The following is a 2,926-nucleotide window of genomic DNA, read 5'->3' as shown; positions in this document are numbered from 1 at the left end:
ATTAAATATCTCATTTTCCGTCATCAATGGTATCTCCCTTCAGGGTTCTACTACAATGATTGACAGCAAATAGTCATGCTAAACTGGGAAGAACCGATTTAAACAGTCATCAAGCTGTCTTTCCTATTGGGTCATCCTTTCTGCTGCCTGCTTATTTATCCAGATTCGAGGGATTAACCAAAAATAAGATAATACAACGAATTGAAGCTATGTCACAAGAAGAGTACATAGAGCTGAGCATTAAAATTCATGAAATCTGCAAAAACGATCATGCTAGTGAATTTATCTCAACTCAAAAAAATTTTTTAAGCACAAAAATACAGTATCTTATATCCAGCAGACTCCCCGGTTCAACTACGAAGGAGTATGCGCACATCATGAACATAATAAATAGCCGCCAGCACTTCAATCCGGAAGTCCAAAGTATAATCGAATCTATCCTTGGGAGGGTCCCCGATTCCCAATCCAACTTTACGAAAGTTGGATTTAAAGGAGGATCAACGATGTTTGTTCTTACGAATGCCATGTATGCGGAAGATCTTGAAGGAAACAGAACAGAATTGGCGGTTTTCGTGCATGATAAAGACCGGGTCGACCATATTTGGCTAAGAGACAAAATGGATTCTTTTTTAATCAAATTATTTAAGGATCCTGACTTCAGAAATACTGTGGCTCTTGAATTGCACACTTCAAATGAGTAGCGTATGGGTTTTTCAAGTTCGTGCTACCGGTGCAGCCGAGAACTTGTGTAATTGATTAGTTCAGCTTTTTTAAATCAAAGATGCGGATGCGACGACCTACACGTCCGGATCTGTGAGAGGCGGATAACTAAGTTATGCGCCTACTCGATTACTCATAAAATAAGGATGCCCAGCATAGCTTTAAAGAAAAAAAAGAGGTGGACTGTCTATGCTGGGTGCTGTTATTCTCGCTTCGCTTTTGCTCGTGCTGATCGTTGTCGCAAGCTCGGAGAAGGCGGAGGCTATTTTGGAGAAATATAACTAGGCTCTCGATTTGACGATGAATATTTTTTTTGAAGAAAGTGAAACTTATTTATAAGTGGGCTCGTATCAACATGTATGCACGTAGCAGTATTATATAACGGTTAGTATCAAGCTCCAAAGGGGAGTAGCTGGTACAGTAAAGTCGTCAATACGAGAATGACCTTCTCCGGCTTTATTGGCAACGTTGCAGCGTTGTTAGCGAGACCTTTGCCTACCCAAGGCAAAGGTCTCTTTTTTTTGGTGCTAAACGAACACAAACAAGGAGGAAAAAAGATGGATTTCGCTTTAATAATGGAGTACGGTTGGGTATTGCTCGTCCTGATTGCTCTTGAAGGCTTGCTGGCGGCAGACAACGCGCTGGTTCTTGCCATCATGGTTAAGCATTTACCGGATAAGCAGCGCAAGAAAGCTTTGTTTTACGGCTTGGCAGGAGCATTCGTATTCCGGTTCGGTTCCTTATTTGCCATTTCGTTTTTGGTCGACGTATGGCAGGTGCAGGCGATCGGTGCATTATACCTGTTGTTCATTGCGCTGAATCATATCTTTAGAAAGATTTTGGTGAAGAAAGCTGAAGACGAAGCTGCTGAAAACGAGAAGAAAGAAAAGAAGAAAAGCGGCTTTTGGGTTACTGTCATAAAAGTTGAGATTGCGGATATCGCTTTCGCAGTCGATTCTATCCTCGCGGCCGTTGCGCTTGCAGTAGCGCTTCCGACAACCAATCTTCCGACAATCGGAGGTATGGACGGCGGTCACTTTGCGGTTATTTTCCTCGGCGGATTTATCGGTCTTGTCATTATGCGTTTTGCGGCAACCGTATTCGTCAAATTGCTTCACCGCAAGCCGGGTCTTGAAACTGCAGCGTTTGTTATCGTTGGCTGGGTCGGGGTGAAGCTGGCCGTATATACATTATCGCATGAAGCGGTGGGTATCATTTCATACGAGTTTGCCCATTCCACAGCTTGGAAGCTTACGTTCTACATCGTTCTTGTTCTGATCGCGGTGCTTGGCTACTTCTTGTCGAGCGACAAAGAGAAGGATGAGGAAGGCGTAGCCGAGACTGCTCATTAATAAAACGGTCGCAGCTGTTCGAATCTAGCGTGCTTAGCCAAAGCTTCTTCCTGCATAATAGGAGTATTGAACTGTTTTTGGAGGAGATTCAATTGGCACAGCTCATCGATAAGGCGATTGCGACCGGAAGGCGACAATGGTTATCCGCTTCAACGATGGATAGCCGCTGAATACAGGCGAGCAGATTCAAATCGGCGGCAATGAGGAATATAAGCCGGTTTGCAGACGCTGCTACAATCAAGCATTCCACAAAACATAGCGGGCGCTTGGCAGATCCATACTTATAAGGAATTCTTTTAAAAAAAGCTCTCAGCCGGATTTGATCGGCTGGGAGCTTTTTTTGTATGAAGAACATTGTATTAGCCCATCGTGCCCATATGTGCATGAAGCGACGATTCAGCGCGACTTGTCGGAGATCGAACTGGAGGGGAGTCTGAAAAGAACCCATGGCGGCGTCATTATGGAGGAATGGACGAATGACGAGCCTCCCTTCAATGAAAGATCCAGCCAAAATCTGGATCAGAAAATGCGTATTGGGAAAATGGCGGCCAGCCTGGTTGAGGACGGCGACCATATCATCATTGACTCGGGGAGAGCTTTATCCTTCCAGCTATATGTTAAATGGAATTAATTGTCGTCAGGTAACTTATTTTTCCGCCAGTCTCTTCGCTTTCTGCAATTCCAACCCTGTTAATTATACTCATCGATCTGCGTAAGAAAGTCCTCCAGCGTGAGATCGTACCGTTCCTCGCCGAACTTGGTAAAGCCGAGTGTAAAATTAAGAATATAGCCGGAATAAAACTTTAGAGTCTCCCCTCTCTGCCCGATGTAATAGAGAGCGCGTCTATTACACA

3 protein-coding genes and 1 pseudogene are annotated in these 2,926 nt (G+C 44.2%); all 4 read left to right on the top strand.

What is annotated here, in order from left to right:
• Positions 1 to 503 precede the first annotated feature (503 nt).
• The 4 genes and pseudogenes from L1N85_RS26705 (at position 504) to L1N85_RS26690 (ending at position 2,703) form a co-directional block, all read left to right on the top strand.
• Complete coding sequence (locus L1N85_RS26705) at positions 504 to 701, top strand: hypothetical protein (RefSeq protein WP_235242051.1); 198 nt, start codon at positions 504 to 506, stop codon at positions 699 to 701.
• Between the two features lie 576 nt (positions 702 to 1,277).
• On the top strand, positions 1,278 to 2,072 hold the full coding sequence (locus L1N85_RS26700) for a TerC family protein (protein ID WP_235242050.1): 795 nt from the start codon (positions 1,278 to 1,280) through the stop codon (positions 2,070 to 2,072).
• 118 nt (positions 2,073 to 2,190) lie between these two features.
• Positions 2,191 to 2,331 (top strand): annotated as a pseudogene (locus L1N85_RS28140) (thymidine kinase); the annotation flags it as partial.
• Positions 2,332 to 2,412: 81 nt separating this feature from the next.
• Positions 2,413 to 2,703: a DeoR family transcriptional regulator gene (locus tag L1N85_RS26690; RefSeq protein WP_235242049.1), complete on the top strand. Its 291-nt coding sequence runs from the start codon at positions 2,413 to 2,415 to the stop codon at positions 2,701 to 2,703.
• The last annotated feature ends 223 nt before the right edge of the window (positions 2,704 to 2,926 follow it).

Source organism: Paenibacillus alkaliterrae (genome assembly GCF_021532375.1).
Classification (GTDB): Bacteria; Bacillota; Bacilli; order Paenibacillales; family Paenibacillaceae; genus Pristimantibacillus; species Pristimantibacillus alkaliterrae.
Note: the sequence above shows the minus strand (reverse complement) of the source record. Positions and strands in the feature narration are given on the sequence as shown.